27 protein-coding genes are annotated in these 24649 nt (G+C 73.6%); 16 read left to right on the top strand and 11 right to left on the bottom strand.

The window, feature by feature from the left end; translation table 11 throughout:
- Positions 1 to 18 precede the first annotated feature (18 nt).
- Complete coding sequence (locus tag ABGB16_RS17365) at positions 19 to 453, top strand: preprotein translocase subunit TatB (protein WP_347669113.1); 435 nt, start codon at positions 19 to 21, stop codon at positions 451 to 453.
- A gap of 243 nt (positions 454 to 696) precedes the next feature.
- Here the strand turns inward: ABGB16_RS17365 and ABGB16_RS17360 are convergent, their stop codons facing one another.
- The 3 genes from ABGB16_RS17360 to ABGB16_RS17350 form a co-directional block, all read right to left on the bottom strand.
- The gene (locus ABGB16_RS17360; protein ID WP_347669112.1) at positions 697 to 1842 is read right to left on the bottom strand and encodes a P-loop NTPase; all 1146 of its coding nucleotides are present in this window, start codon (positions 1840 to 1842) and stop codon (positions 697 to 699) included.
- Positions 1843 to 1928: 86 nt separating this feature from the next.
- Complete coding sequence (locus tag ABGB16_RS17355) at positions 1929 to 2549, bottom strand: DUF1003 domain-containing protein (protein WP_347669111.1); 621 nt, start codon at positions 2547 to 2549, stop codon at positions 1929 to 1931.
- Complete coding sequence (locus ABGB16_RS17350; protein ID WP_347669110.1) at positions 2542 to 3828, bottom strand: CBS domain-containing protein; 1287 nt, start codon at positions 3826 to 3828, stop codon at positions 2542 to 2544. The genes ABGB16_RS17355 and ABGB16_RS17350 overlap by 8 nt, the downstream gene beginning before the upstream one ends.
- Before the next feature lie 33 nt (positions 3829 to 3861).
- Between ABGB16_RS17350 and ABGB16_RS17345 the strand changes: the two genes are divergently transcribed.
- A complete protein-coding gene (locus tag ABGB16_RS17345; RefSeq protein ID WP_347669109.1) occupies positions 3862 to 4731 on the top strand; it encodes a PhzF family phenazine biosynthesis protein in 870 nt (289 codons plus the stop codon).
- Positions 4732 to 4753: 22 nt separating this feature from the next.
- Positions 4754 to 5287, top strand: coding sequence for a hypothetical protein (locus tag ABGB16_RS17340; RefSeq protein ID WP_347669108.1), 534 nt, complete (start codon positions 4754 to 4756; stop codon positions 5285 to 5287).
- A gap of 85 nt (positions 5288 to 5372) precedes the next feature.
- On the opposite strand, the gene ABGB16_RS17335 is transcribed toward ABGB16_RS17340, so the two are convergent.
- A complete protein-coding gene (locus ABGB16_RS17335) occupies positions 5373 to 6080 on the bottom strand; it encodes an HAD-IA family hydrolase (RefSeq protein WP_347669107.1) in 708 nt (235 codons plus the stop codon).
- Between the two features lie 105 nt (positions 6081 to 6185).
- On the opposite strand from ABGB16_RS17335, the gene ABGB16_RS17330 reads away from it, so the two are divergent.
- The 4 genes from ABGB16_RS17330 to ABGB16_RS17315 all read left to right on the top strand — a co-directional run bounded on the left by ABGB16_RS17330 (position 6186) and on the right by ABGB16_RS17315 (position 12006).
- Positions 6186 to 7160, top strand: coding sequence for a DMT family transporter (locus ABGB16_RS17330; protein WP_347669106.1), 975 nt, complete (start codon positions 6186 to 6188; stop codon positions 7158 to 7160).
- Positions 7161 to 7350: 190 nt separating this feature from the next.
- On the top strand, positions 7351 to 9582 hold the full coding sequence (locus tag ABGB16_RS17325; RefSeq protein WP_347669105.1) for an APC family permease: 2232 nt from the start codon (positions 7351 to 7353) through the stop codon (positions 9580 to 9582).
- Positions 9583 to 9655: 73 nt separating this feature from the next.
- Positions 9656 to 10387 carry an SDR family oxidoreductase gene (locus ABGB16_RS17320; protein ID WP_347669104.1) on the top strand — a complete coding sequence of 244 codons (732 nt, stop codon included), beginning with the start codon at positions 9656 to 9658 and terminating at the stop codon, positions 10385 to 10387.
- Complete coding sequence (locus ABGB16_RS17315) at positions 10381 to 12006, top strand: MFS transporter (RefSeq protein ID WP_347669103.1); 1626 nt, start codon at positions 10381 to 10383, stop codon at positions 12004 to 12006. The genes ABGB16_RS17320 and ABGB16_RS17315 overlap by 7 nt, the downstream gene beginning before the upstream one ends.
- Before the next feature lie 50 nt (positions 12007 to 12056).
- Here ABGB16_RS17315 and ABGB16_RS17310 read toward each other — a convergent pair whose 3' ends face one another.
- Both ABGB16_RS17310 and ABGB16_RS17305 read right to left on the bottom strand, forming a co-directional pair.
- Positions 12057 to 12278, bottom strand: coding sequence for a hypothetical protein (locus tag ABGB16_RS17310; RefSeq protein ID WP_347669102.1), 222 nt, complete (start codon positions 12276 to 12278; stop codon positions 12057 to 12059).
- A gap of 58 nt (positions 12279 to 12336) precedes the next feature.
- Complete coding sequence (locus tag ABGB16_RS17305) at positions 12337 to 13164, bottom strand: SDR family NAD(P)-dependent oxidoreductase (RefSeq protein WP_347669101.1); 828 nt, start codon at positions 13162 to 13164, stop codon at positions 12337 to 12339.
- Between the two features lie 134 nt (positions 13165 to 13298).
- Between ABGB16_RS17305 and ABGB16_RS17300 the strand changes: the two genes are divergently transcribed.
- Complete coding sequence (locus ABGB16_RS17300; RefSeq protein ID WP_347669100.1) at positions 13299 to 14255, top strand: CoA ester lyase; 957 nt, start codon at positions 13299 to 13301, stop codon at positions 14253 to 14255.
- A gap of 63 nt (positions 14256 to 14318) precedes the next feature.
- Here the strand turns inward: ABGB16_RS17300 and ABGB16_RS17295 are convergent, their stop codons facing one another.
- Positions 14319 to 14873: a DUF4190 domain-containing protein gene (locus tag ABGB16_RS17295; RefSeq protein ID WP_347669098.1), complete on the bottom strand. Its 555-nt coding sequence runs from the start codon at positions 14871 to 14873 to the stop codon at positions 14319 to 14321.
- A 120-nt stretch (positions 14874 to 14993) separates the two neighbouring features.
- Between ABGB16_RS17295 and ABGB16_RS17290 the strand changes: the two genes are divergently transcribed.
- On the top strand, positions 14994 to 15809 hold the full coding sequence (locus ABGB16_RS17290) for an SDR family NAD(P)-dependent oxidoreductase (protein WP_347669096.1): 816 nt from the start codon (positions 14994 to 14996) through the stop codon (positions 15807 to 15809).
- Between the two features lie 42 nt (positions 15810 to 15851).
- Here ABGB16_RS17290 and ABGB16_RS17285 read toward each other — a convergent pair whose 3' ends face one another.
- Positions 15852 to 16265, bottom strand: coding sequence for a DUF4190 domain-containing protein (locus ABGB16_RS17285; RefSeq protein WP_347669094.1), 414 nt, complete (start codon positions 16263 to 16265; stop codon positions 15852 to 15854).
- 175 nt (positions 16266 to 16440) lie between these two features.
- Between ABGB16_RS17285 and ABGB16_RS17280 the strand changes: the two genes are divergently transcribed.
- Together ABGB16_RS17280 and ABGB16_RS17275 are read left to right on the top strand one after the other, a co-directional pair.
- Positions 16441 to 17637, top strand: a complete 1197-nt coding sequence (locus ABGB16_RS17280) for an acyl-CoA dehydrogenase family protein (protein ID WP_347669092.1) — start codon at positions 16441 to 16443, stop codon at positions 17635 to 17637.
- Positions 17638 to 17794: 157 nt separating this feature from the next.
- Positions 17795 to 18790: a hypothetical protein gene (locus ABGB16_RS17275; RefSeq protein WP_347669090.1), complete on the top strand. Its 996-nt coding sequence runs from the start codon at positions 17795 to 17797 to the stop codon at positions 18788 to 18790.
- 23 nt (positions 18791 to 18813) lie between these two features.
- On the opposite strand, the gene ABGB16_RS17270 is transcribed toward ABGB16_RS17275, so the two are convergent.
- On the bottom strand, positions 18814 to 19224 hold the full coding sequence (locus ABGB16_RS17270; protein ID WP_347669088.1) for a CoA-binding protein: 411 nt from the start codon (positions 19222 to 19224) through the stop codon (positions 18814 to 18816).
- Positions 19225 to 19250: 26 nt separating this feature from the next.
- Complete coding sequence (locus ABGB16_RS17265; RefSeq protein WP_347669147.1) at positions 19251 to 20300, bottom strand: Rv2578c family radical SAM protein; 1050 nt, start codon at positions 20298 to 20300, stop codon at positions 19251 to 19253.
- Between the two features lie 91 nt (positions 20301 to 20391).
- Between ABGB16_RS17265 and ABGB16_RS17260 the strand changes: the two genes are divergently transcribed.
- Entirely contained in the window at positions 20392 to 20811 is a 420-nt protein-coding gene (locus ABGB16_RS17260) for a DUF393 domain-containing protein (RefSeq protein ID WP_347669087.1), read from the top strand.
- Positions 20812 to 21020: 209 nt separating this feature from the next.
- On the opposite strand, the gene trxA is transcribed toward ABGB16_RS17260, so the two are convergent.
- A complete protein-coding gene (trxA, locus tag ABGB16_RS17255; protein ID WP_347669085.1) occupies positions 21021 to 21383 on the bottom strand; it encodes a thioredoxin in 363 nt (120 codons plus the stop codon).
- A 538-nt stretch (positions 21384 to 21921) separates the two neighbouring features.
- On the opposite strand from trxA, the gene ABGB16_RS17250 reads away from it, so the two are divergent.
- The 4 genes from ABGB16_RS17250 to ABGB16_RS17235 all read left to right on the top strand — a co-directional run bounded on the left by ABGB16_RS17250 (position 21922) and on the right by ABGB16_RS17235 (position 24611).
- Positions 21922 to 22437: a MaoC family dehydratase gene (locus tag ABGB16_RS17250; RefSeq protein ID WP_347669084.1), complete on the top strand. Its 516-nt coding sequence runs from the start codon at positions 21922 to 21924 to the stop codon at positions 22435 to 22437.
- A gap of 74 nt (positions 22438 to 22511) precedes the next feature.
- Positions 22512 to 23042 (top strand): hypothetical protein, encoded by a 531-nt coding sequence (locus ABGB16_RS17245; protein ID WP_347669083.1) that lies wholly within the window; start codon positions 22512 to 22514, stop codon positions 23040 to 23042.
- Between the two features lie 54 nt (positions 23043 to 23096).
- A complete protein-coding gene (locus tag ABGB16_RS17240) occupies positions 23097 to 23723 on the top strand; it encodes an RNA methyltransferase (RefSeq protein ID WP_347669082.1) in 627 nt (208 codons plus the stop codon).
- Positions 23724 to 23915: 192 nt separating this feature from the next.
- Positions 23916 to 24611, top strand: coding sequence for a DUF6758 family protein (locus ABGB16_RS17235; RefSeq protein WP_347669081.1), 696 nt, complete (start codon positions 23916 to 23918; stop codon positions 24609 to 24611).
- Positions 24612 to 24649: the final 38 nt, after the last annotated feature.

The following is a 24649-nucleotide window of genomic DNA, read 5'->3' as shown; positions in this document are numbered from 1 at the left end:
GACGAGGAGGCCAGTGGCGTGTTCGAGAACCTGAACTGGTGGGAGATCGGCGCGCTGCTGCTCCTGGCGCTGCTGATCTTCGGCGACCGGCTGCCCAAGGTGATCGGTGACGGGCTGCGGCTGGTGAGCAACCTGCGCAACATGGCGCGCAACGCCACCAGCGACCTGAGCCGGGAGCTGGGCACCGACATCCAGTTGGAGGACCTGCACCCGAAGGCGTTCATCCGCAAGCACCTGCTCAGCGAGGAGGACGAGCAGGCGATCCGGAAGCCGCTCCAGGGGGTCTACGACAGCCTGAAGGCCGATGTCGGCGGCGTGCACAACGACCTGAAGGACGTGGCCAGGGCGGCGGACATCCGCAGGCCGACCGGCGGCCCGACGACCACGGCCACCTCGGGCGGCGGCGCGCCCGCTCCCGCCCCCCGGACCGCCGGCTACGACGACATCACCTGAGCCCCAGCCAGGACCTCAGAACGGGGGCCCGCTCCGGACGGAGCGGGCCCCCGTCCCGTACGCGAATAGGGTAGGGGGCGTCCCCAGAACCGCGACGGACCGACGGACAGCGCCCGGTACGGACCGGGTGGGGCCCGCCGTGACCGGCGCAGGGATCAAGCCTGACCGCCCGGAGCCGGTCACGGCGGGCCCCACCCCACCGCAACCACCCCATGCGACGACCCGCCGTCAGCGACCCGCCCGTCAGCGGCCAGCCGGCTTGAGACCCAGCGGCTTGCCGAGCAGCGACTCGCGGCGCACCGCCAGCCGGTCGGCGACCTGGCCCAGGGCCTTCGCGGCCGGCGACTCCGGCTCGGCGAGCACGACCGGGTTGCCGGCGTCGCCGGCCTCCCGGACCCGGGTGTCCAGCGGGACCTGGCCGAGCAGCGGCACCTCGGCGCCGATGGTCCGGGTCAGCGACTCGGCGACGGCCCGGCCGCCGCCGGCGCCGAAGATCTCCATCCGGGAGCCGTCCGGCAGTTCCAGCCAGGACATGTTCTCGATGACACCGACCACGCGCTGGTGGGTCTGGAGCGCGATCGCACCGGCCCGCTCGGCCACCTCCGCGGCGGCCGCCTGGGGCGTGGTGACCACCAGGATCTCGGCGTTCGGCAGCAGTTGGGCCAGCGAGATGGCGACGTCGCCGGTGCCCGGGGGCAGGTCGAGCAGCAGCACGTCCAGGTCGCCCCAGTACACGTCGGCGAGGAACTGCTGCAACGCCCGGTGCAGCATCGGGCCGCGCCAGACCACCGCCGCGTTGCCGGCGGTGAACATGCCGATCGAGATGACCTTCACGCCGTGCGACTGCGGCGGCATGATCATGTCCTCGACGCGGGTGGGGCGGCCGTCCGCGCCGAGCATCCGGGGCACGGAGTGGCCGTAGATGTCGGCGTCGACCACGCCGACGGAGAGCCCCCGGGCGGCCAGCGCGGCGGCCAGGTTGACCGTGACGCTGGACTTGCCGACGCCGCCCTTGCCGCTGGCCACGGCGTACACGCGGGTGCGGGAGCCGGGCTGGGCGAACGGGATGACGGGCTCCTCCGTGGCGCCGCCGCGCAGCTTCGACTGGAGCGCCTGGCGCTGCTCCGGGCTCATCACCCCGAACTCGATCTCGACCCCGGTCACCCCGGGCACCGCGCCGACGGCGGCGGTGATGTCCGTGCGCAGCTTCTCCTTCAGCGGGCAGCCCGCGACGGTGAGCAGCAGCTCGACCCGGACCACGCCGTCGTCGCCGACCTGGGCGGAGCGGACCATGCCGAGGTCGGTGATGGGCCGGCGGATCTCCGGGTCGTCGACGGTGGCCAGGGCGGCCTGGACGGCGTCCGCGACGGTGCTGACGGGTGCTGACATGCCCGCAATGCTACGTCGGGGCTGGTCCGTGCCGGCCGCTGGCGGGGCCCGGTGTGAGCGAGTCGATCGGGGACGTGCCGGGCGGCTCAGTGCTCCCGGACCGGCCCCTCCGGGCGACCGTCGCGGGGGAGGTCGCCGTCCAGCTCGTCGCGCGGCTCGTCGAGCGGCCGCTCCCCGCCGCGCGCCGACGTCCGGTCCGGCTGCCGGCGTTCCAGCCGCTGCCGCCGCTGGTTCGCCTCGTCCAGCTCCTCCGCCAGCCGGGCCAGCTCGGAGCGGAGGAAGTCCCGCGTCGCCACCTCGCCCATCGCGATCCGCAGCGCGGCGATCTCCCGGGCCAGGTACTCGGTGTCGGCCTTCTGCATGGTCGCCCGGCGCCGGTCCTCCTCCAGCGCCACCCGGTCCCGGTCGGCCTGCCGGTTCTGCGCGAGCAGGATCAGCGGGGCCGCGTACGACGCCTGCAACGACAGCACCAGGGTCAGGAACGTGAAGGTGTACGGGTCAAACCGCCAGCTCGTCGGGGCCAGGGTGTTCCAGGCGAACCAGATCGCGATCACCAGCGTCATGTAGACGATGAACATGGCCGTGCCCATGTTCCGGGCGATCCCCTCCGACCAGCGGCCGAACGCCTCCTGGTCGATCCGGGGCAGCCTCAGGCCCCGGGGCTCGCGCGGCTGGTCCAGCCGTTCGGCCCGGCGCGGCTCACTCATTCCCGCCGTCCAGCAGCTCGTCGGCGGGGGCGGGGACGGTCGCCGCGTCCCGCTCCCGCCAGTCCGGCGGCAGCGAGTGGTCCAGCACGTCGTCCACCGTCACGGCGCCGACCAGCCGGTTGTTCCGGTCCACCACTGGCATGGCGACCAGGTCGTAGGTGGCCATCCGGCGGGTGATCTCCGGCAGCGGGGTGGTCGGGCGCAGCGGGTCGATGTCGTTGACCACCACCCCGCCGAGCAGGTCCGCCGGGGGTTCGCGGAGCAGCCGCTGGAAGTGCACCATGCCGAGGTACCGGCCGGTCGGGGTGGTCATCGGCGCGCGGGTCACGAAGACCTGCGCGGCCACCGCCGGGGAGAGCTGCTCCTCGCGGATCCGCGCGAGCGCCTCGGCCACCGTGGCGTCCGGGGGCAGGATCACGGGCTCCGAGGTCATCACGCTGCCGGCCGTGCCCGAGCTGTACTTCAGCAGCTGCCGCACCGGGTCGGCCTCGTCCGGCTCCATCAGGTCGAGCAGCACGTCCTGCTCCGGCGGGGGCAGCTCGTTGAGCAGGTCGGCCGCGTCGTCCGGGTCCATCTCCTCCAGTACGTCGGCGGCACGTTCCCGGTCCAGCGCGGCGAGGATCTCCACCTGGTCGTGCTCGGGCAGCTCGCTGAGCACGTCGGCCAGCCGCTCGTCGTCCAGCGCCGCCGCGACCTCGTTGCGCCGGGCGTCCGGCAGGTCCTGCAGGGCGTTCGCCAGGTCCGCCGGGCGCATGTCCTCCAGGACGGCGAGGAGGTTGGCCGTACCCCGGTCCCCGCTGATGCCGTTCAGGCCGCGCACCCGGTCCCACGTCACCTGGTGCAGGTGGCCCCGGCGGCTGAGCCGGCCGGTCTGCTCCCGGACCGCGACCCGGGTCAGCGACCACTCGCCGCCCCGGTTGCACTCCATCGCCACGTCGACCACCGTGCCCGGCTGGCCCGCGGGCTCCAGCTGCACCCGCCGGTCCAGCAGCTCCTGCAGCACCAGCAGCTCGTTCGGCCGCTTCTCGAACCGCCGCAGGTTGAGCGTGCCGCTGCCGAGCACGACGGCGCCGGGGTCGATCGAGGTGACCCGGTTGATGGACAGGAAGATCCGCCGCCGCATCGGCATCTCCGCGACCAGGCCCACCACCTCTGGCGGACCCGGGGTCGCCCGGAGCCGGGCCACCGCGTCCCGCACCCGTCCCACCTGGTCGCCGTTGGGATCGAAGACGGCGACTCCGGCGAGTCTGGCGATGTAGACCCGGTTCGGCGTGCTCACGGCCACCAGCCTAAGCGCCTACTGTTTATCAACATGTCGACCTTGGCCTACGAGATCGTGGACGTCTTCACCGACCGCCCCTTCGCCGGCAACCCGCTGGCGGTGGTGTTCGGCGCCGAAGGGCTGGCCACCGAACAGATGCAGGCGCTCGCGCTGGAGTTCAACCTGTCCGAGACGGTGTTCGTGCTGCCGCCCACGCAGGTCGGGGCCACCTACCGTGCGCGGATCTTCACCCCGGCCGAGGAGCTGCCGTTCGCGGGTCACCCCAGCGTCGGCGCGGCGGTGACCGCGTGCCGGCGCGGGATGTTCGGCGTGGGGCAGGTCAGCCAGGAGTGCGGCGCCGGGGTCCTGCCGATCGAGGTGACCGCCACCGGTGCCACGCTGACCGGCGGCGTCCCCACCCTCGGCCCGGAGCTGGACCCGGAGCCGCTGCTGGAGATGGCCGGTCTCACCGCCGGGGACCACGCCGGCCCGGCCCCCCGGGTGGCCGGCTGCGGACTCGAGTTCCCGTACCTGCCGGTGCGCCCGGACGCGGTGGCCCGTGCCCGGGTGGACGCGTCGGCGGCGGAGCGGTACGGCATCGAGCACATCAGCGTCTTCTCCTGGGACCCGGCGGCGCAAACCGCGCACGCCCGCGTGTTCGTGCCCGGCCTCGGCGTGCCGGAGGACCCGGCCACCGGGTCGGCCGCCCTCGGGCTCGGCGTGTGGCTGGTCGCCAGCGGCCTCCTCCCCGGCGACGGCCGCGCGGAGTACGCCGTCCGGCAGGGCGTCGAGATCGGCCGCCCCTCCTTCCTGGCCTGCGCCGTCACCGCCGTCGACGGGGTCGCCGTCGGCGCCACGGTCAGCGGCGGCGTCATGCCGGTGGCCCGCGGCGAGATCGCCGTCCCGCCGTTCGTCGGCTGACGGGGTGTGCGGGAGGGGCGGAATGCGGGAGGATGCCGAGGTGACTGACGAGGTGCGGGATCGGGTCGGCACGCCCCTGGTCGACGAGGCGGTGAAGAAGGCCGCCGTCGCCTGGGTGAGCGTCGCGGGCGGGCCGGCGCGGGCGCTGTGGTGCGTGCCGGCGGAGGGGTCGCTCCTGATCGTCAGCGGCCCCGGGGAGCAGGCCGCGCCCGGACTGGCCGAGGCCGCCGGCGCGGACGTCACCCTGCGCGGCGACCACGCCGGCCGGATCGTCACCTGGCCGGCCCGGGTGACCCGGATCCAGCCGGGCACCGAGGAGTGGACGACGCTGGCCCCGACGGTGGCCGTCAAGCGGCTGAACGCCCCCGGCCCCACCGCCGAGCTGGTCGACCGCTGGGCCGCGAGCGGCTGCGCCCTCAGCCGGCTGACCCCGGCCGGCGAGCCGGCGGCGGGCGACCGACTGCCGGACGGCTCGCTCGCCGAGCCGCCCCGGGACGCCCCGGTCGTCCGGGTCACCCGCAAGCCGTTCCGGCTGCACCGCGTCCGCCCGCGCTGAGGCGGCGGCCGGTCGCGCTGAGGCCCTCTGCCCGCGCCGAGACCGGCCGTCCGGCCTGCGCCGGCCGGCCGCGCCGAGGCCGTGGTCAGCGGCAGCCGGCCGGTACGTCGGCCCGGTCCACCACGTCGAGGACCTCGTCGAGCGAGCGCAGCGCCGGCCCGCCCCAGGCCGGCTCGGCGTCGAAGACCATGTGCCCGGTGAGGTCCGGGGCGGCCAGCCGCACCGCCGTCATGCCGGCCCGCTCGGCGCCGGTCAGCTCCCGGCTGCCGCCGTCCCCGACGTACAGGCAGTCGGCCGGTGTCAGACCGAGCCGCCCGCACGCCGCCAGGTAGAGCGCCGGGTCGGGCTTGCACCGCCCCACCTGCACCGAGAACACCCGGACGTCGAGCAGCGGCGCCACGGCCAGCTCCGGCAGGAACGCCGGCAGCTCATGCGTGCAGTCGCTGATCAAACCCGTGCGTACGCCCCGCCGGCGCAGCCCCGTCAGGACCGGTACCGCCTCGTCGCGCAGCCGGGTGTCCGCCCGTACCGCCGAGTGCCGGGAGGCCACCGCCGCGCGCAGCACGCCCTCCGGCGGGTGTACGCCGGCCTGGTCGCACACCCATCGCATGGTCGCCTCGGCGGTGCCGAACCGCCCGCTGGCCCGCTCGTAGTAGCTGCGGTCGAGTACGGCGGCGAGCGCGTCGACCGGACAGCCGAGCAGCTCGGCGGTGAGCCGGTGCGCGCTGCCCCGCTGCACGGGACACGTGAGCGTGCCGAAGAAGTCGAACAGCACCGCTTGGAAGACGGGCATGCGGAAGTGCCTCCGGATGGTCGAGGAGGTTGCCGGCGGGATGTCCATGATCGTAATGGAATGCTGACGGTGTGTGTTGGCCTGTTCGTGCCAGGATTCCGTCCCGTGGCCGCACCCGTACCCCACCGTTCGCCCGACCTGCTGACCGCCGGCATCGTGGTCCTGGCCGTCGCGGCGGTCTCCTCGTCCGCACCGCTGGTCGCCTTCGCCGCCGCGCCGGCCCTGGCGATCGCGTTCTGGCGGAACCTGCTCTCGGTCGCCGCGCTCGGCCCGTTCGCGCTGGCCCGGCGGCGGGCCGAGTTCCGGGCGCTGACGGTGGGCACGGGCCGGCGCGAGGGCTGGTACTGCGTGCTGTCCGGGGTGGCGCTCGCCGCCCATTTCGCCACCTGGATGCCGAGCACCAAGCTGACCTCGGTGGCCGCCGCCACCGCCCTGGTGGCCACCCAGCCGGTCTGGCAGGGGCTCATCGCCCGGGCCCAGGGACGGCGGCTGCCGGCGGCGGTGTGGGCCGGCATCGGGGTGGCCGTCGCCGGGGCGGTGCTCGCCTCGGGGGCCGACTTCGCCGTCTCCGGGCGGGCGTTCGCCGGCGACCTGCTCGCGGTGGCGGGTGGCGCGTTCGCCGCGGTCTACACCGCGCTCGGCGAGCGGGCCCGGACCACGGTCAGCACGACCACGTACACCACCGTCTGCTACGGGGTCTGCGCGCTGATCCTGCTGGTCGTCTGCCTGGTCGGCGGGGTGCCGCTGGCCGGGTACGACACGGGCACCTGGCTGGCGATCCTGGGGCTGGTGGGCGGCGCCCAACTGCTCGGCCACTCGATGTTCAACCACCTGCTGCGGCGGATCCCCGCGACGACGGTGAGCGTGCTGGCCCTGCTGGAGGCGCCCGGGGCGGCCCTGGTCGCCTGGGTGTGGCTCGGGCAGCTGCCCCCGGCCGTCGCGCTACCCGGGCTGGCGGTGCTCCTGCTCGGGGTCGTCGTGGTCGTGCTCGGCGCGGCCCGCGCCGCCCGGCCGGCCGCGCCGCTTCCCACCCCGCTGCCGGCCGACGCCACCCCACTGTCGGAGCGCCCGCCGGCCTGAGTCCGCCGCCGGCCGCTCCCGGGGCGGCCATCTCCCGCTGCCGCCCAGCCCCTCCCGGACTGCCCACCACCTGACCCGCGCTGCCGCGGGCCGGCCCGACGCCGCGCGCATTTTTCCGGAAAGACTCGGCATTCCGCCGCCGGACCGGGCGCTTTCGGTGAGAGTGCGAAGGGGAGAGGGGTGGTGGCGGGTGGGCGAGGGGCGCGGTGAGGGGACCGTCGTCACGCCCTCCGCGGAGTTCCCGCCGCTGACCCCGGCTGAACTCGACGCGCTGCGGCGCATCGGGGCGCAGTGGCGGACGGCCCCGGGGCGCCCGGGCCGGTCCCGGGAGCTGCCGGTCGATCCGACGCTCGGCCGGTACCGGGGTCGTCCCACGCCCAGCCGGTTCGGCCGGCTGACGCCGATCGAGATGTTCCGGGCCAACGCGGCGGGCGGAGAGCCGCCGGGGAAGGCCGCGGCAGGCGGGAAACGATCGGAGGAGAACGAGCCGGAGGAGCTGGTCGCCACCGAGCCGGCCACCCTGCCCGGGTCCCGCCTCGGCCGGGGCCTGGCCCGGCTGCGCCGCGCGGTGTTCGGCCCGCCCCTGCGCAGCTCCGCCGTGCTGTACGAGCGCATGCGCAAGCTGGTCGCCCTCCCGGTGCTCTCGTCCGACCTGCTCAGCTCGGTGGCGTACGGGCCGGAGGCGATGCTGTCCGTGCTGGTGCTGGCCGGCGGCGGCGCGCTGGGGCTGTCGCTGCCGCTGGCCGCCCTGCTGGTGGTGCTCATGGTCGCGGTCGGCGTCTCGTACCGGCAGACCATCCCGGCGTACCCGCACGGCGCCGGCTCGTACGTCGTGGCCTGCGACAACCTGCGTCCCGTGGCGGGCCTGGCCGCCGCGGCCGGGCTGATCGTGGACTACGTGCTCACCGTGTCGGTGTCGATCGCCGCGGGCGTCAACGCCGTCACCTCGGCGTTGCCGGGGCTCACCCGGTTCACCGTTCCGCTCGGCATCCTGGTCATCGCGCTGCTGCTCGCCGGCAACCTGCGCGGCGTACGCACCGCCGGGAACATCTTCGCGATTCCCACGTACGCCTTCGTGCTCGCGCTGGTGGCGGTGCTCGGCGCCGGCTTCGTCCAGGCGGCCGGGCGGGGGTTCGCGCCGCTGCCCCCGCCGCCCGTGCCGGCCGTCGAGGGGCTGGGCCTGCTGCTGGTGCTGCGGGCGTTCGCCTCCGGGGCGGTGTCGATGACCGGCATCGAGGCGGTGTCCAACGCGGTGCCGGCGTTCCGGCCGACGGAGTGGCGCAACGCCCGCACCACGCTCAGCTTCATGGTGGGCATGCTGGTGGCCCTCTTCGCCGGCATCGTCGTCCTGATCCACCTGAACGGCGTGGTGCCGGCGCCGGGGCAGACGGTGCTGTCCCAACTGGCCCGGCACAGCTTCCCGACCGGGCCCTGGTACGCGCTGGTGCAGGCGGCCACCGCGCTGATCCTGCTGCTGGCGGCGAACACCGCGTACAACGGGTTTCCGCGCCTGCTGTTCTTCATGGCCCGGGCCGGGCACGCGCCCCGCCGGTTCCTGCACCTGGGCGACCGGTTGGCGTTCAGCGCCGGCCTGGTGGTGCTGTCGGTCACGGCGGCGGTGGTGTTCGTGGCGTTCGGCGGGCACACCCAGTCGCTGATCCCGCTGTACGCGGTCGGGGTGTTCCTGGCGTTCACCCTGTCCCAGGCGGGGATGGTGGTGCACTGGCGCCGGCGCCGGGGGGCGGGCTGGCGCCACCGGCTGGCCGTCAACGCGCTCGGCGCGACGCTGTCCGGGCTGGTGCTGCTGACCGCCGCGTCCGCCAAGTTCACCGAGGGCGCCTGGGTGGTCGTCGTCGCCGTGCCGCTGCTGGTGCTGCTGCTCCACCGCGTGCAGGTGCACTACCGGCGGCTGAACCGCGCGCTGGCCCTGCGACCACCGGGGGTGCCGCCCGCCGCCGGCCCCGCCCCCGACGACCGGGCGCCCGGCCCGTCGGAGGGGCAGGAGTCGCCGCAGCAGGTACGACACCTCGTGATCGTGCCCGTCGCCCGGCTCAACCTGGCCTCACTGCGCGCCCTGGCGTACGCGGCGTCGCTCGGGCAGCCGACCCTGGCGGTGCACCTCGCACCGGAGGAGCGGGAGGCGGACCGGTTCCGCGAGCAGTGGGAGGCGTGGGGAGACCACGTGCGGCTGGAGACGGTCGTCTCGCCGTACCGGGCGGTGATCGGGCCGCTGGCGCACTACCTGGAGGCGCTGCACGCCTCCCGGCCCGACCTCGTGTTCACCGTGATCGTGCCGGAGGTGGTGCTGCGCCGCAGCTGGTACCGCCCGCTGCACAGCCAGGCGGAGCAGCGGCTGCGCCGGGCGCTGCGCAGACTGCCCGGGGTGGTGGTGACCAGCGTCCCGGTGCACCTGCCCGGCTGACGGCGAAGGCGACCGTCGCGCGGCGGGAGAGTGGTCCGGGTGTGGAACCCGCGGCAGCGGGAAGGCGGCGCCCGTGCGCGACCCGTCGAACGCCGCGGCGGCCGGAGACCCGGCTGCCCGCACCTTCGTGGTCGCCGGCGGCACCAGCGGGCTCGGGCTGGCCGTCGCCCGGCTGCTCGTCCAGGAGCAGCGCGTGGTCGTGCTCGGCGACCAGCAGGAGGAGGTCGACAGGGCGAGCGACGAACTCGGCTGCGCCGGCGCCGTCTGCGACGTCTCGTCGTACGACCAGGTGCGCGCGGTCTTCGCCGAGGTGGCCGACCGGTACGGCGTGATCGACGGCGTCGCGGCCTGCGCCTCGGTGTGGGCGGGCGGCGACCTGGAGCAGCTCACCCCGGGCCACATCCGCCGGGCGGTGGAGGTGAACGCGCTCGGCACGACGTACGTGCTCAAGGAGGCGCTGCACCACCTGCGCCGGCAGGGCTACGGCAACGTGGTCTACGTCGGCGCCATGGCGGTGGTGCAGCCGCGCCCCGGCATCCCCGTCTACCGGGCCACCAAGAGCTACGGCAGCAGCCTGGTCGAGTCGCTGGCGGAGGCCCAGCACAGCAACCGGATCAAGGTGATGCAGCTGCACCCGGGGCCGATGCCGACGCGGCTGCAGGAGCGGGTGGGCGACCACTTCCTCGACGAGGTCTACGCGCTGCCCGAGCAGGTCGCCGAGGAGGTCGTACGACTGCTGTTGCTGGACCCCGACGACCTCTACGTCTCCGGGGAGCGCGTGCTGCGCGCTGACGGACGGTGGTGACGCCGGGCGGCGGCACCGAGCCGACGGCCTCGGCGTGGGCGCCGCTGCGGACCGCCGTCTACCGCAACCTGTGGCTGGCCCTGCTGGCCGCCAACATCGGCACCTGGATGCAGACGGTCGGCGCGCAGTGGCTGCTGGTCAACCAGTCGAACGCCTCGACGCTGGTGGCGCTGGTCCAGACCGCGAGCCTGCTGCCGGTGCTGCTGCTGGCGCTGCCGGCCGGCGCGCTGGCCGACACCTTCGACCGCCGGCACCTGCTGATCTCGGTGCAACTGTTCCTGGTGGGGGTGGCGACGGCGCTCACCCTGCTCACCGCGGCCGGCCGGATGCCGCCCGCGCTGCTGCTCACGCTCACCTTCGCGTTCGGCGTGGGGCAGGCGCTCACCCTGCCGGCCTGGGCGTCGGTGATCCCGGAGCTGGTGTCCCGGGAGCACCTGCGGGCGGCCTCCGCGCTCGGTTCGATCAGCGTGAACCTGGCCCGGGCCGTCGGGCCGGCCGTGGCCGGCGTGCTGATCGCCCGGCTGGGCGTCGCGCCCGTGTTCGCCCTCAACGGCGTGGCGTTCCTGGTCTTCGCGTACGCGCTGCTGCGCTGGCGGCCCGGCGACGCCCGCGCCGTCGAGGTCCCGGAGCGCTTCACGGCGGCGCTGCGCGCCGGCGGCCGGTACGTCCGGCACTCGCCGATCGTCCGCCGCCTGCTGCGGCGGGCGCTGGTGTTCGTGCTGCCGGCGAGCGCGCTGTGGGCGTTGCTGCCGCTGGTGGCCAGCCGCCGGCTCGGCATGAACTCCAGCGGGTACGGCCTGCTCCTGGCTGCCCTCGGCGTGGGCGCGATCGCGGGCGGCGTGCTGCTGCCGTGGATCCGGACCCGGCTGACGGCCAACCAGTTCCTGCTGCTGGCCGGGGTGCTCTACGGCGCGACCCTGCTCGTGGTGGCGTCCGTCCGGATCGTCCCGGTGGTGCTGGTCGCCCTGCTGCCGGCCGGGTTGGCCTGGGTCGTCGTGCTCGCCAACGTCAACGCCGAGATCCAGTTGTTCCTGCCCGGCTGGGTCCGCGCCCGGGGGCTGGCCGTCTTCCAGGTGGTGCAGGGCGGCGGGCAGGCCGTCGGGGCGTTCGCCTGGGGCGTGGTCGCGGACATCGCCGGGCTGGTCGCCGCGTTCGTCGGGGCGGGCGCGCTGATGCTGCTGAGCGCGGTGACGTCCCAGATCTGGCCGCTGCCCGAACTGCGCGGGGTCAAGAGGGACCCGGCGACCTACTGGCCGCGCCTGAACCTCGCGCTCCAGCCCGATCCCCGGGTCGGGCCGGTGCTGATCGAGATCACCTACACCGTGCGCCCGGAGCGGAAGGCGGACTTCCTGACGGCGATGGAACTGGTCCGCGGGTCGCGGCAGCGTACGGGCGCGATGCGCTGGGGGCTGTTCCACGAGGCGGAGTGCCGGGACCGCTTCGTGGAGGTCTACCTGGTGCCGTCCTGGGACGAGCACCTGCGCCAGCACGGGGGCCGGCTCACCGAGGCCGACCAGGAGGCCGAGCAGCGGGTCCGGGAGATCGCCGACGACGATCCCGACGTACGCCACATGTTCCCGGCCGCCGCCGGCCCGGTGACCGAGGAGCGTACGGTCTGAGCGGCCCGCACCTCACGTGCGGGCCGCTCGGGTACGGGTCCGGCACCCGCTCACCCCGAACCCTGGCGGTGGATCCGCCCCTCGTGCGCGAGCTTGGACCGGCCGTGGTCGCGTTCGCTGCCGGAGGTGCCCGTCGCCGCCCGCTCGTGCCGGCGCTTCGGCGAGTGCTCGACCTCCGAACCCTGCCGGCCCCGGGCGCCGCTGCCCGGATTCCGCCCGGCCCGCGCCGATTCGCCGCCGCTGTCGTGTTTGTTTGGTTTGTGGCTACCCATGGCGGACGCGTACCCGGTGAGGCCGCGGCTAGTCACGGCCTGCCCCGGCCCCACGGGGCTACGCCTCCGGGAGGCCGACCGCCTGCGCGCTGGTCGCCCAGAGGCGGGCGGCGAGGCCGGGATCGGCCGCCTTGCGCAGCGGTCGCCGCGGCCGACGGTCGAAGTAGTAGCCGCCGTCCGCCAGCCGCGCCGGGTCCTGGTTGGCCAGCCAGACCAGGGTCTCCGCGCCCTGCTCCGGGCTGCGGAACGGCAGCAGCCGCATGCCGAGGGCCACCAGCCGGCTGTCCGCGCCGAACCGGGTCCGCACCACGCCGGGGTGGAAGCAGTACGCGGGGATCTCCGGCCAGCGCCGGGCCGCCTCGGCGGTGAACAGGATGTTCGCCTGCTTGCTGGTGCCGTACGCGCGCATCGGCCGGTAGCCGCGCAGCGTCGCGTTCAGGTCGCCCGGGTCCAGCACCCCGCTGCGGTGCGCCCCCGAGGCGGTGACCACGATCCGGCCCACCCGGTCCCGCAGCAGGTTGCTGAGCAGGAACGGGGCCAGGTGGTTGGCCTGGATGGACAGCTCGAAGCCGTCCACGGTGGTGACCGGCCGCAGCACGATCGCGCCGGCGTTGTTGGCCAGCACGTCGATCCGGTCGTACGCCGCGCGCAGCCGCTCCGCCAGCCCGCGTACGTCGTCGAGGACCGCGAAGTCGGCGCGGAACAGTTCGGGACGCTCGCCGGACGCCTCGCGTACCCGGTCGCCCGCCGACTGGAGGCGGGCCGGGTCCCGACCGACCAATACCACCTGGTCGCCGCGGCGCGCCAGGTCGACGGCGGCGGCCAGTCCGATGCCGGAGCTGGCGCCCGTCACCACCACGATCCGACGCCCAGTGAGATCTTCCACAGGTCCATTCACCCCGGTCATGGCGCGAGGTTACCGTGACGTCACAAACACCTTTGGGATCGTTAAGTCCGCCCGGTGCGGCGGCATCCGTCTGCCCGTCGGCCCGTCCGCCGACGCGGGAAGGAGCGCACTCGATGGCCGCTGTCGGTCGCCCCCGCCGGTCCTGCCTCGCCGTGCCGGGTTCCAGCGTGAAGATGCTCGGCAAGGCCCAGGGCCTCCCCGCCGACCAGGTGTTCCTCGACCTGGAGGACGCGGTCGCCCCGCTCGCCAAGCCGGACGCCCGCAAGAACATCGTGGCCGCCCTCAACGAGGGCGACTGGGCCGGCAAGACCCGGGTGGTCCGGGTCAACGACCTCACCACCCCGTGGACGTACCGGGACGTGATCGAGGTCGTCGAGGGCGCCGGCGCCAACCTGGACTGCGTCATGCTGCCGAAGGTGCAGAACGCGGCCCAGGTGCAGTGGCTGGACCTGACGCTCACCCAACTGGAGAAGACCCTCGGGCTGGAGGTCGGCCGGATCGGCATCGAGGCGCAGATCGAGAACGCCGCCGGCCTGGTGAACGTCGACTCCATCGCCGCCGCCTCGCCCCGGGTGGAGACCATCATCTTCGGCCCGGCCGACTTCATGGCCTCGATCAACATGAAGTCCCTGGCGGTCGGCGCGCTGATCCCCGACTACCCCGGCGACCCGTACCACTACATCCTGATGCGCATCCTGATGGCCGCCCGGATGCACGACAAGCAGGCGATCGACGGCCCGTTCCTGCAGATCCGCGACGTGGACGCGTTCCGCGAGGTGGCGAAGCGCTCGGCCGCGCTGGGGTTCGACGGCAAGTGGGTGCTGCACCCGGGCCAGATCGACGCCGCGAACGAGGTCTACTCGCCGAGCCAGGCCGACTACGACCACGCCGAGCTGATCCTCGACGCGTACGAGCACTACACCTCGGAGGCGGGCGGCAGGCTCGGCGCCGTGATGTTGGGCGACGAGATGATCGACGAGGCGTCCCGGAAGATGGCGCTGGTGATCGCGGCCAAGGGCCGCGCGGCCGGGATGACCCGCACGTCGAGCTTCACCCCGCCGGCCGGCTGAGCCCCGTCGTCGGCCGGGCTCTCGCCGCCGGTGCCGCCCCGGGCCCCGGGGCGGCACCGCGCGTCAGAAGGTGGGGGTGCTGCCGCCGGTGTCGGCGGTGGCGATCGCCAGCACGATGACCACGACGTAGAAGATGATCATCAGTACCAGCAGGCCGGTGAGGATCCAGCCCACGATGATGGCCGCCTTCGCCATCCCCTCGCCGCCCTCGCCGGTCTCCCGGATCTGCTTGCGGGCCACGTGCCCGAGGATCGCGCCGATCGGCGCGGTGATGCAGGACGCGATGCCGACCAGGGAGAGCACCAGGGCGGCGATGGCCATCCCGTTGGTCTTCTGCGGCGGCGCGTAGCCGTAACCGGGCGTGGGGTAACCAGGCGTGGGGTAACCGGGCGGGTATCCGGGCTGCCCGTAGCCCGGCGCGGCGTACGGGTCGCCGCCCACCGCCGGGACCTGGTCCGACTTGGCCACCGCGTACGGGTCGGCCGGGGCGTACGGGTCGGGGTTGGCCGGCTGGGCCGGGATCGGCTGCCCGCCCATCGCCAGTGTCGGGTCGGCCGGCGGGGCCGACGGCTGCGCCCAGGGGTCGTTCGGGCCGCCGGACGGCGGAGGATATGTCATCGGTTCGTCTCCGTCTGGTCGAGGGTGCGCCGTCAGGGTAGCCAGACCGAGGCAAAATCGGGTGCACGCGTCGCCGGGCGGCGCATTGCCCCGTGCGCCGGAAGCGGGCAGGATCGCGGCATGGCAATCGACGTGCGGACGGGGCAGGACGCGCCGGCGCCGCTGGCCGAGCCGGTCACCATGCGGCTCGACGGCCGGGTCGCCCTGGTCACCGGGGCCGGCAGCCCGGACGGCATCGGGTACGCCACCGCCCGCCGGTTGGCCGACCTCGGCGCCCGGGTGGCGATCGTCTCCACCACCCGCCGCATCCATGAGCGCGCGGGGGAGTTGGGCGTGACCGGCTTCGTCGCGGACCTGACCGACGAGTCCGAGGTCGGCGCGCTCGCCGACGCGGTCGTCGAGCAGTTCGGCGACGTCGAGGTCCTGGTCAACAACGCCGGCCTGGCGAGCCGAGCCAGCCCCGAGGTGCTGCGCCCGGTGGCCCAGCTGAGCTACGACGAGTGGCGCGGCGAGATCGACCGGAACCTGACCACGGCGTTCCTGTGCAGTCGGGCGTTCATCGGCGGGATGGCCGAGCGGGGCTGGGGGCGTATCGTCAACGTCGCGGCCACCGCCGGCCCGGTCAACGCCCTGCCCACCGAGGCCGCGTACGCCGCGGCGAAGGCGGGCGTGGTGGGGCTGACCCGGGCGCTGGCCATGGAGATGATCGCCGACGGGGTGACGGTGAACGCCGTGGCCCCCGGCATCATCCACACCGCCGCGTCCACCGTGGCGGAGCTGCGGCAGGGCCTCGGCACACCGGTGGGCCGCCCCGGCACCCCCGACGAGGTGGCCGCCGCGGTCGCCTTCCTCTGCTCGCCGGCGGCGTCCTACATCACCGGCCAGATGCTGGTGGTGGACGGCGGCAACAGCGTCCGGGAGGCGCGGTTCCGCTGAGCCGCCCCTTCGCGCGGGCGGTCGCCGCGCGGGCGGGCCGTCTCAGCGGTACATGCCGCCGTCGTGATTCGCCCAGATGGCGAGTGCGATCCAGCCGCAGCAGGCGAGCACCCAGAGCACGGTGAAGACGTAGCTGAGGATCAGCCCCCAGGTGGCCAGCTGGTCGCCCTCCTCGCCGGTGCGCTGGATCTGCCGCTTGGCCACGTGCCCGAGCACGATCCCGGCCGGGGCGAAGACGAACGCGAACACCAGGGACAACACCGCGAGCACGTTCGTCCGCCGGCCCGGACCCGGCTGGCCGTACCCGCCGGGCGGGCCGTACCCCGGCGGTGGGCCGTACCCGATCGGCGGGCCGGGCGTGCCGTGGCCGCCCAGGCCCGATGGGCCGTGGCCGCCCGCGCCCGGCGGCTCGTACGGGGACGGCGGCTGGTCCGGCTCCCGCGGTGGGTGCTCCATCCGCCGCCTCCCTCGCACCTTGTGACCAGGCCTGTATTGCGGACGCTACCCGCACCGGTGAACCTTTTCACAAAGGTTGTGTGGACTGGTCACCTTGGCCTTCCCGGCCGGGCGGGCCGATACTGACCGCGCGTTCAGTTACCTACGAGTAATGCGTCGATCCCCGGAGGCTGAGATGGCCCGACTCGCCCAGACACCCGGCCTGACCGATGTGCAGCGGTCGATCCTGGAGACCGTCCGGGAGTTCGCCGACAAGGAGATCATTCCGCACGCCCAGCGGCTGGAGCACGCCGACGAGTACCCCGCCGACATCCTCGACGGGATGCGCGAGATGGGGCTGTTCGGCCTCACCATCGCCGAGGAGTACGGCGGGCTCGGCGAGTCCCTGCTGACGTACGCCCTCGTGGTGGAGGAGCTGTCCCGGGGCTGGATGTCCATCTCCGGCATCGTCAACACGCACTTCATCGTGGCGTACCTGATCTCCCAGCACGGCTCGGCCGAGCAGAAGTCCCGGCTGCTGCCGAGGATGGCCACCGGCGAGGTGCGCGGCGCGTTCTCCATGTCCGAGCCGGAGTGCGGCTCCGACGTCTCGGCCATCAAGTCCAGGGCGGTCCGCGACGGCGACCGGTACGTCCTCAACGGGCAGAAGATGTGGCTGACCAACGGCGCATACTCGTCGGTCGTCGCCACCCTGGTCAAGACGGACACCGGCGCCGACTCGGTGTACGGCAACATGAGCACCTTCCTGCTGGAGAAGGAGCCCGGCTTCGGCGAGACCGCGCCCGGCCTCACCATCCCCGGCAGGATCGAGAAGATGGGCTACAAGGGCGTCGAGACCACCGAGATGGTGCTCGACGGGGTCGCCGTCCCCGAGACCGCGATCCTCGGCGGCCCGGAGCGGCTCGGCCGCGGCTTCTACCAGATGATGGACGGCATCGAGGTCGGGCGGGTCAACGTCGCCGCCCGCGCCTGCGGCATCTCCATCCGGGCCTTCGAGCTGGCCGTCGCGTACGCTCAGCAGCGCAGGACGTTCGGCCAGCCGCTCGCCAAGCACCAGGCCGTGGCGTTCAAGCTCGCCGAGATGGGCACCAAGATCGAGGCGGCGCACGCCCTCATGGTCAACGCCGCCCGGCTCAAGGACGCCGGCCAGCGCAACGACGTCGAGGCCGGCATGGCCAAGCTGCTCGCCTCCGAATACTGCGCCGAGGTCGTCCAGGAGGCGTTCCGCATCCACGGCGGCTACGGCTACTCCAAGGAGTACGAGATCGAGCGGCTGATGCGGGAGGCGCCGTTCCTGCTCATCGGCGAGGGCACCTCGGAGATCCAGAAGACCATCATCTCCCGCGGCCTGCTCAAGGAGTACAAGCTCTGACCCGGATCCGCGGGCAGGGACACAACACCCGGGCGTGGCCCGGCGGACTCTTCAGCAGGCCCTGTAAGCCCTTGCTAATTCGTATTAGCATCTTGACGCCGTTCGATCGGAGTCGGAGACTCATCAATCACTCGATCGATTGAACGGAGGTATGACCATGAGCATCCCCATGGATCGCCGGCAGGTGCTGCGCGGCGCGGCGCTGCTCGGCGGAGCGGCCGCCGTCGGTGGCCTCGGCGCCGCGACGGGTGGGGCCCCGGCCTTCGCGGCGCCGGCTGGGTTCCCGAGCTACCAGTACATCGGCACACCGTTCACCAAGGCGAACCTGCGCTACAACCCCACCGGCGAGCTGATCTTCCCCTGCATCCGCGGGGTCTCCGACAAGGTCAGCACCGCGCTCGCCCGCTACTACCTGTACTACGCGCCGCACGACGCGCCGGGCGGGATCTGCCTCGCCTACGGCAACTCGCTCGATGGCCAGTTCACGGAGTACCCGTACAACCCGATCATCTCCAACGTCTGGTCGCCGTACTACAGCGTGAGCCACGTGTCCTCGCCCCACGTGATCTGGGACGCCGACGCGCGCCAGTTCTACCTGTACTTCCACGGTGAGAACACGACGACCCGGATGGCCTGGTCCACCGACGGCATCCACTTCAACTACTACGGCCGGGTTCTGCACACCGGCGTCATCCCCGGCTCGACGGAGACCTCGTACGCCCGCGTCTTCCAGCACAGCGTGGCGGGGCTGGGCAACAAGTACATCATGCTGTTCATGGGCGTCACGAACGGGACCCGGAAGATCTTCTGGGGCTGGTCATCGACGGGTAAGACGTTCCAGTTCGACCCGACCCCGCTCGTCAGGCCGGAGCCGGACGGGCAGACTGACATCGCGGCGCCGACGTTCGTGACCCGCAACGGCACCGCCTACGTCATCTACCACGGCAACGGCGGCAACATGTTCATCACCGAGGTCGGCCCGAACCTCGACCGTGAGATCCATCTCGGCGTCTTCCACTACGCGATGACCGGCGCCCCCGACAACGGACGCAGCGCCGCCGCCTCGTTCGGCAGCCAGGACGGCGTGCAGTACATGTTCTACGAGGCCGGTCAGCGGCTGCACACGACGATCGCCGTCGCCCGCGCCATCTGATCTGACAGCGAGGCAGCCCGCTGTCAGCCCAGCCGGGTGAGGCCGGCGGCGGCGCGCTCGATGATGAGGCACGCATCCTCGACGTAGTCGATTCCGGCCTCCTCGGCGATCCGCCGTGCCTCCGGCGAGATGATTCCGAGCTGCAACCACACCGCGGGCGCGCCGATCGCCACCGCCTGGCGGACCACCTCGACGGCGTCGGCCGGCCGGCGGAACACGTTGACCAGGTCGACCGGGTGCGGGATGTCGGCCAGCGACCGGTACGCCCGCTCGCCGAACAGCTCGCCCTCCAGCCACGGGTTGACCGGGATGATCCGCCAGCCGTACCGCTGCATCTGCGCCGGCACGGTGTGCGCCGGCTTGCTGGGGTCGCTGGACGCGCCGACGACGGCGATCACGGCGGCGTCGGCGAGGATCTGCTGAGCGGTACGCACCCCGCGACTCTAATCGACAGGCGACCTCACAGCAGGGTGAGTTGCTCGGCCGGCGGCGCCTTCGGCGGCGGCTCCGGCAGCCGGCGATTGTCGCCGACCTCAGCGCGGTGCAGGCCGTGCCGGCGTGCGGCCATCCGCACCCGGGCGGTCAGCTCCCGCTGGTACGCCTGCGGCGCGTACGCCCCGGCCCCGTACAGCTCCCGATAGCGGGGGACCAGCCGGGGGTGCTCCCGGCCGAGCCAGCCCGCGTACCACTCCCGGGCGCCGGGGCGCAGGTGCAGGGCGAGCGGCGTCACGCTGGTGGCGCCAGCGGTGGCGATCGCCGCCACGGTGGCGTCGATCGACTCGTCGGTGTCGGTGAGCCCCGGCAGGATGGGCGCCATCAGCACCCCGACGGCGAAGCCCGCGTCGGCGAGCGCCCGGACGGCGTCCAGCCGGCGGCGCGGGCTCGGCGTGCCCGGCTCGACCGACCGCCACAGCGCCTCGTCCACGAACCCCACCGAGAACGAGACGCCCACCCGGGTCACCTCGGCGGCCTGGCGCAGCAGCGGCAGGTCCCGCAGGATCAGCGTGCCCTTGGTGAGGATCGAGAACGGGTTGGCGAAGTCGCGCAGCGCCTCGATGATCTGCGGCATGAGCCGGTAGCGCCCCTCGGCGCGCTGGTAGCAGTCCACGTTGGTGCCCATCGCGACGTGCGCGCCGCGCCACCCGGGCGCGGCCAGCTCCCGCCGGACCAGCTCGCCAGCGTTGACCTTGACGACCACCTTCCGGTCGAAGTCCGCCCCGGCGTCCAGGTCCAGGTAGGTGTGCGTGTTTCTCGCATAGCAGTAGAGACATGCATGACTGCAGCCCCGGTACGGGTTGATCGTCCACTCGAACGGGACGCGCGACGCGCCGGGCACCCGGTTGATGATCGACTTTGCCCGCACCTCGTAGAAGGTCATCCCGGCGAAGCCGGGGGTGTCGAAGGTGCGGGCGATCGCGCCGGGCAGCGCCAGCGGCAGGGGTGGAGCCGCCGGCGCTGCCCGCTCGGGAACCCCCTCGTCCGGGGGAGCGGAGAGGTTGTCCCAGCGCATGGCCATCATTCGAACATGCGTACGAGAGAAGTGCAAGTGACCTGTCGGACACCGGCGCCCGGCGCGTCGCCGCGCGGGGGAGGATGGGGGAATGGAGACGTCGACCTTCGTCTACGACGGCGACTGCGCGTTCTGCACCCGCTGCGCCGAGTTCATCGAGCGCCGCATCCCCACGGGGGCGCGCGTGGTGCCCTGGCAGTTCGCCGACCTCGACGCGCTGGGTCTCACCGCCGCCGAGTGCGAGGAGGCCGTGCAGTGGGTCGGCGCGGACGGTTTCCGCGCCGCCGGGCCGGACGCGATCGCGAAGCTGCTGGGCGGCAGCGGCCCGCTCTGGCGGGCCGCCGGGGCCGGGCTGCGCCTGGCGCCGGCGCGGGCGCTGGCCTGGCCCGCGTACCGGTGGGTGGCCCGCAACCGGCACCGGCTGCCCGGTGGCACCGCCGCCTGCGCGCTGCCCCAGGAGGCCCGCGAGCGCCTCTACGGCCCGGCCGGGCGTCCCACCGCCGGCGCCTGACCGGGTTACCAGCGCGGTGCCTGGCCCGTCACCGGCACGGCGCCTGGCCCGTGATCGGCACGGTGCCTGGCCCGTGACCAGCGCGGTGCCTGGCCCGTGATCGGCGCGGCGCCTGACCGGCCACCGGCGAGGGGTCGGCCGTGTGCCGGCCGCCGCCGGACGCACCGACGGCCGGACCCCGGTGGGGCCCGGCCGTCGGAGGGCTCGGCTCAGTGCTTCTGCTCGGCCAGCTTATTGCGGACGTCGTCCATGTCGAGGGCCTCGACCTGCTGGATCAGGTTCTCCAGGGCCGACTCGGGCAGGGCGCCGGGCTGCGCGAACACGATCACGCCGTCCCGCACCGCCATGACCGTCGGGATGGACCGGATGTCGAACTTCGCGGCCAGCGCCTGCTGCGCCTCGGTGTCGACCTTGCCGAAGACGATGCCCGGGTGCTTCTCCGAGGAGCGCTCGTAGACCGGGGCGAACCGCTTGCAGGGGCCGCACCACTCGGCCCAGAAGTCGACGAGGACGATACCGTCGCTGCCGGTCACCTCGTCGAAGTTCGCCGTGGTCAGCTCAACGGTTGCCATTTGCAGTCTCCGATCACCGCGGAATCACCTACGCCTCCTGCAACCAGGACAGGTTCCGTCGAATTCCCGGGTGGTCGCCACCGAAACCCCGCCGGGCCGCCGGCCTGAGCCAGGATATCGACCCAGATCTGTGGGGCAAGTGTTGCAGGACGCACATGCAGGAAGCACTTGCGTGACGAGGAGTGATGAGAGCGCTTCCAAGGAGGCCGCCGCATCCAGCCGTTACGGATCGGTGATCTGATGCTTGACAGGCATCGATCCAGCCTGGGGAGGTCGCTCGAGGGGCGGCCTCCGGCTACTCATCGTAATGTCACAGAAACGTAAATGTGACGTCCATCTCTATGCGCCCGTCGTTGCCTGGGGCAGAATCTTCCTCATCAAAGCGTGGGCGGCGGGTGCCGGGGAGGGCCCCGCCGCTCATTGCGTCTCCCCAGGTCGCGATCGATGTGACATTTCTCGACGCCGGCCCGGCCGCCACCTTAACCTCCGGTAAGGCATCCTGGGTCGAACTCCGTCGCCCGCCCTGAAGGGGACACCGATGCAGTTCGGCCGTTACTACGAGGAGTTCGAGGTCGGCGCGGTCTACCGGCACTGGCCGGGCAAGACCGTCACCGAGTACGACGACCACCTCTTCTGCCTGCTCACCATGAACCACCACCCCCTGCACATGGACGCCCACTACGCCGAGTCGGCGAGTCAGTTCAAGCGCAACGTGGTGGTGGGTAACTACATCTACTCCCTCCTGCTCGGCATGTCCGTGCCGGACGTCAGCGGCAAGGCCATCGCCAACCTGGAGGTCGAGTCACTGCGGCACGTGGCCCCGACCTTCCACGGCGACACCATCTACGGCGAGACGACGGTGCTGGACAAGCGCGAGTCGGAGTCGAAGCCGGACCGGGGCGTGGTGTCGGTCGAGACCCGTGGCTACAAGCAGGACGGCACCATGGTCTGCGTCTTCCGCCGTCGGGTGATGGTCCCCAAGCGGGAGTACGCCGCGACGGCCGTCGCGGAGGGTGTCGACCCGGAGCGGCCCAGCTTCCCCGAACCGCGCTGACCCCACCGCCGTACGCGCTGGGGCCCGCCCGCCGGGTTCTCCGCGGGCGGGGTCCGGCGCGCGATCCGGGGCATATGCTGGCGCCGGAGGTTCCCATGAGCCACTCCGTCGCCGGAGAGCCGCCGGCCGCCGGCCGTCGCGCCGCACCGCTGACCACCGCCGTCTACTCCGCCGCCGAGTGGACGCTGCTGACCGGCCTTCCCGGGCGGGTGCTCGTCGCCGCCGCCACCCCCGCCCCCGGGCACCCACCGCGCGGCGTGGCCGCCGGGCTCGCCGGCCTCGACGCGGTGGCGGCCGGCCGGGCCTTCGACAGCGATCTGGTCCGCGCCGTGGTGGCCGCCATCTACTCCCGGCACGACGGCTCGACGCCCCCGGCCGACCGGCTCACCGACCTGGTCGACCTGCTGGCCGCGTGCCGGGCCGCCGTCCGCGTACTGCGCCGCCGCGCCGACCCCGCCGACTCGGCCGCGTACCGGCAGTGGGTGCTGTCGGTGGCCGCCCGGGTCTGCCGCGCCGCCCCCGCCGGCGGGCCGGCCGCCCCGGCCACCGCGCCGGCCGACCGGCGCTTCCTGGACCGGCTCGGCGGGGCGCTCGACCTGGGCTGAGCCGGGTCACCCGACGGCCCCGGGCGGCCGGTCGGGCCGTACCCTCTGCAGACCGTGACCGGTGACCAGCTCGACGTCGGCGTGGGACCGTGGCCCGGCGACCCCCCGGACGACCCCCGGTACGACCCGGAGCTGCTCGCCACCGGCGACCGGCGCAACGTGGTGGACCGGTACCGGTACTGGCGGCGCGAGGCCGTGGTCGCGGACCTCGACCGGCGCCGGCACGACTTCCACGTGGCGATCGAGAACTGGCAGCACGACTTCAACATCGGCACGGTGGTCCGCAACGCCAACGCGTTCCTGGCCGCCGAGGTGCACGTTGTCGGGCGCCGCCGGTGGAACCGGCGGGGCGCCATGGTGACCGACCGCTACCAGCACGTGCGGCACCACCCGACGATCGAGGAGTTCGTCGCCTGGGCTGCCGAGCGCGAGCTGCCGGTGGTGGGCATCGACAACCTGCCCGGCTCCCGGCCGCTGGAGACGACGACGCTGCCGCGCCGCTGCGTGCTGCTGTTCGGCCAGGAGGGGCCGGGCCTGTCCGACCCGGCCCGGGCGGCCTGCGCGCAGCTGTTCTCCATCGCCCAGTACGGCTCCACCCGGTCGATCAACGCCGGGGTGGCCAGCGGCATCGCGATGCACGCCTGGATCCGCGCCCACGCCGGCCCGCCACCGACGGACTGAGCGCCCCCGCACCGCGCCCCCGCCGGCCCGCCGCCGACGGACCGAGCGCCCCGCACCGCGCCTCCGCCGCCGGCGGACTGAGCCCCCGCACCGCGCCCTCCCATGGCCGGGCCGCCGCCCGCGCCCGTCCGGTGGCCGGAGAAAACCCCGTCTCGGCTTGACGGGCGACCACGGCGGGGTGACGGTGGGAACGTGAGTGTCGTGGTGAGCTGCCCCAGGTGCGGTGGATCCGTCCGCAAGCCGGACCTGATGCACAGCGAGTGGCGGTGCCCGCGCTGCGGCCCGGTGGCGCCGTTGCACGTGCCCGAGCACATCGGCGCGCAGATCGTGGCGAGCGTGGTGGACCGGATCGCCGCCACCTCGCCCCCGGACGGCCCGGCCACCCCGCTCTGGTGTCCCTGGCCGCTGCCGCCCGGCTGGACCCTGACCGGCGTCGCGTACGCGGGGGACGAGCGGGACGGGGTGCGGGCCACCGCGGTCGCCTGCGCGGGGCCGGAGCCGCTCGGCGGCGGCCCGGCCGACCTGGTCTTCGTGGCCGAGGCGCCGGGCGTCGGCCTGGGCACCCGGCTCGCCGGGATGCCCGGCCCCGATCCCGGCCCGCAGCTCGCCGAGGCGCTGTCCGATCCCGGTCCGGGGCACCCCGAGCACATCGGGCAGGCCAGGATCCGGGTGGCCGGCCATCCGACTCCACTGTGGTTGGTGAACTCCCTCACGGATCGAAGCGCGTACGCCGGCGAGGCTCGGGGAATGTGGCTTCATGCGATAACCTGGCCGGCGAGCGCAGGGCATCTGCTCGCCGAGGACGTCGAGTTGTGCGACCTCATCGAGTGGACGCCCGCCGAGCTCGTGTACGGCGCACCGTCTCCGTATCTGCACGGGAAGGCTTGACAACCGTCCCGGACTGTCGGAGAACGGACGCAGAGATT

Source organism: Micromonospora sp. B11E3 (assembly GCF_039871625.1).
Taxonomy (GTDB): domain Bacteria; phylum Actinomycetota; class Actinomycetes; order Mycobacteriales; family Micromonosporaceae; genus Micromonospora.
Note: the sequence above shows the minus strand (reverse complement) of the source record. Positions and strands in the feature narration are given on the sequence as shown.

What these genes read in the sequence shown, in the direction of transcription:
- ABGB16_RS17360 (WP_347669112.1), bottom strand. Translation starts at nt 1,842, where the DNA reads ATGTCAGCACCCGTCAGCACCGTCGCGGACGCCGTCCAGGCCGCCCTG.
- ABGB16_RS17355 (WP_347669111.1), bottom strand. Translation starts at nt 2,549, where the DNA reads ATGAGTGAGCCGCGCCGGGCCGAACGGCTGGACCAGCCGCGCGAGCCC.
- ABGB16_RS17345 (WP_347669109.1), top strand. Translation starts at nt 3,862, where the DNA reads ATGTCGACCTTGGCCTACGAGATCGTGGACGTCTTCACCGACCGCCCC.
- ABGB16_RS17340 (WP_347669108.1), top strand. Translation starts at nt 4,754, where the DNA reads ATGCGGGAGGATGCCGAGGTGACTGACGAGGTGCGGGATCGGGTCGGC.
- ABGB16_RS17335 (WP_347669107.1), bottom strand. Translation starts at nt 6,080, where the DNA reads ATGCCCGTCTTCCAAGCGGTGCTGTTCGACTTCTTCGGCACGCTCACG.
- ABGB16_RS17310 (WP_347669102.1), bottom strand. Translation starts at nt 12,278, where the DNA reads ATGGGTAGCCACAAACCAAACAAACACGACAGCGGCGGCGAATCGGCG.
- ABGB16_RS17300 (WP_347669100.1), top strand. Translation starts at nt 13,299, where the DNA reads ATGGCCGCTGTCGGTCGCCCCCGCCGGTCCTGCCTCGCCGTGCCGGGT.
- ABGB16_RS17295 (WP_347669098.1), bottom strand. Translation starts at nt 14,873, where the DNA reads ATGACATATCCTCCGCCGTCCGGCGGCCCGAACGACCCCTGGGCGCAG.
- ABGB16_RS17290 (WP_347669096.1), top strand. Translation starts at nt 14,994, where the DNA reads ATGGCAATCGACGTGCGGACGGGGCAGGACGCGCCGGCGCCGCTGGCC.
- ABGB16_RS17285 (WP_347669094.1), bottom strand. Translation starts at nt 16,265, where the DNA reads ATGGAGCACCCACCGCGGGAGCCGGACCAGCCGCCGTCCCCGTACGAG.
- ABGB16_RS17280 (WP_347669092.1), top strand. Translation starts at nt 16,441, where the DNA reads ATGGCCCGACTCGCCCAGACACCCGGCCTGACCGATGTGCAGCGGTCG.
- ABGB16_RS17275 (WP_347669090.1), top strand. Translation starts at nt 17,795, where the DNA reads ATGAGCATCCCCATGGATCGCCGGCAGGTGCTGCGCGGCGCGGCGCTG.
- ABGB16_RS17265 (WP_347669147.1), bottom strand. Translation starts at nt 20,300, where the DNA reads ATGCGCTGGGACAACCTCTCCGCTCCCCCGGACGAGGGGGTTCCCGAG.
- ABGB16_RS17260 (WP_347669087.1), top strand. Translation starts at nt 20,392, where the DNA reads ATGGAGACGTCGACCTTCGTCTACGACGGCGACTGCGCGTTCTGCACC.
- trxA (WP_347669085.1), bottom strand. Translation starts at nt 21,383, where the DNA reads ATGGCAACCGTTGAGCTGACCACGGCGAACTTCGACGAGGTGACCGGC.
- ABGB16_RS17250 (WP_347669084.1), top strand. Translation starts at nt 21,922, where the DNA reads ATGCAGTTCGGCCGTTACTACGAGGAGTTCGAGGTCGGCGCGGTCTAC.
- ABGB16_RS17245 (WP_347669083.1), top strand. Translation starts at nt 22,512, where the DNA reads ATGCTGGCGCCGGAGGTTCCCATGAGCCACTCCGTCGCCGGAGAGCCG.